The sequence below is a fragment of the Salinicola endophyticus genome (assembly GCF_003206575.1).
GTDB lineage: Bacteria > Pseudomonadota > Gammaproteobacteria > Pseudomonadales > Halomonadaceae > Salinicola > Salinicola endophyticus.
In genome coordinates this window covers 1-1,817 of record NZ_PZJO01000016.1, presented here as the reverse complement: position 1 = coordinate 1,817, position 1,817 = coordinate 1, and the positions used below count along the sequence as shown (strand labels likewise).

The following is a 1,817-nucleotide window of genomic DNA, read 5'->3' as shown; positions in this document are numbered from 1 at the left end:
AGGCAAGCGACTCGTCAAAGATTCGTTTGACCTTGAACCAAGTTTGGTCCGCTTCACTTCTGACGCCTTCGGGCAGAGGAAGAGGTAAGGACTATCAGACTTTTAACTGAAGAGTTTGATCATGGCTCAGATTGAACGCTGGCGGCAGGCCTAACACATGCAAGTCGAGCGGCAGCACGGGGAGCTTGCTCCCTGGTGGCGAGCGGCGGACGGGTGAGTAATGCATAGGAATCTGCCCGGTAGTGGGGGATAACCTGGGGAAACCCAGGCTAATACCGCATACGTCCTACGGGAGAAAGCAGGGGATCTTCGGACCTTGCGCTATCGGATGAGCCTATGTCGGATTAGCTGGTTGGTGAGGTAATGGCTCACCAAGGCGACGATCCGTAGCTGGTCTGAGAGGATGATCAGCCACACTGGGACTGAGACACGGCCCAGACTCCTACGGGAGGCAGCAGTGGGGAATATTGGACAATGGGCGCAAGCCTGATCCAGCCATGCCGCGTGTGTGAAGAAGGCCCTCGGGTTGTAAAGCACTTTCAGCGAGGAAGAAGGCTTGGCGGTCAATACCCGTCAAGAAGGACATCACTCGCAGAAGAAGCACCGGCTAACTCCGTGCCAGCAGCCGCGGTAATACGGAGGGTGCGAGCGTTAATCGGAATTACTGGGCGTAAAGCGCGCGTAGGTGGTTTGGCACGCCGGTTGTGAAAGCCCCGGGCTCAACCTGGGAACGGCATCCGGAACGGCCAGACTAGAGTGCAGGAGAGGAAGGTAGAATTCCCGGTGTAGCGGTGAAATGCGTAGAGATCGGGAGGAATACCAGTGGCGAAGGCGGCCTTCTGGCCTGACACTGACACTGAGGTGCGAAAGCGTGGGTAGCAAACAGGATTAGATACCCTGGTAGTCCACGCCGTAAACGATGTCGACTAGCCGTTGGGACCTTTAAGGACTTAGTGGCGCAGTTAACGCGATAAGTCGACCGCCTGGGGAGTACGGCCGCAAGGTTAAAACTCAAATGAATTGACGGGGGCCCGCACAAGCGGTGGAGCATGTGGTTTAATTCGATGCAACGCGAAGAACCTTACCTACCCTTGACATCCAGAGAACTTGGCAGAGATGCCTTGGTGCCTTCGGGAACTCTGAGACAGGTGCTGCATGGCTGTCGTCAGCTCGTGTTGTGAAATGTTGGGTTAAGTCCCGTAACGAGCGCAACCCTTGTCCCTATTTGCCAGCGATTCGGTCGGGAACTCTAGGGAGACTGCCGGTGACAAACCGGAGGAAGGTGGGGACGACGTCAAGTCATCATGGCCCTTACGGGTAGGGCTACACACGTGCTACAATGGCCGGTACAAAGGGTTGCGAGACCGCGAGGTGGAGCGAATCCCAGAAAGCCGGCCTCAGTCCGGATCGGAGTCTGCAACTCGACTCCGTGAAGTCGGAATCGCTAGTAATCGTGAATCAGAATGTCACGGTGAATACGTTCCCGGGCCTTGTACACACCGCCCGTCACACCATGGGAGTGGACTGCACCAGAAGTGGTTAGCTTAACCTTCGGGGGAGCGATCACCACGGTGTGGTTCATGACTGGGGTGAAGTCGTAACAAGGTAGCCGTAGGGGAACCTGCGGCTGGATCACCTCCTTAAACGATTAGCGGATCGCGAGATAAGCGCTCACAATCAATTACCTGATCGACCAAGAGCAATGACTGTTTGGGTCACGGACCCAGTGGTAAGCCGGGTCTGTAGCTCAGTTGGTTAGAGCGCACCCCTGATAAGGGTGAGGTCGGCAGTTCGAGTCTGCCCAGACCCACCAAATT

General features: G+C 56.1%; 1 tRNA gene and 1 rRNA gene. Both read left to right on the top strand.

What is annotated here, in order from left to right:
• The first annotated feature begins 103 nt into the window (after positions 1–103).
• A 16S ribosomal RNA gene (locus tag DOM66_RS19330) occupies positions 104–1,643 on the top strand.
• 93 nt (positions 1,644–1,736) lie between these two features.
• Positions 1,737–1,813: transfer RNA gene (locus DOM66_RS19325), tRNA-Ile, on the top strand.
• Positions 1,814–1,817 lie beyond the last annotated feature (4 nt).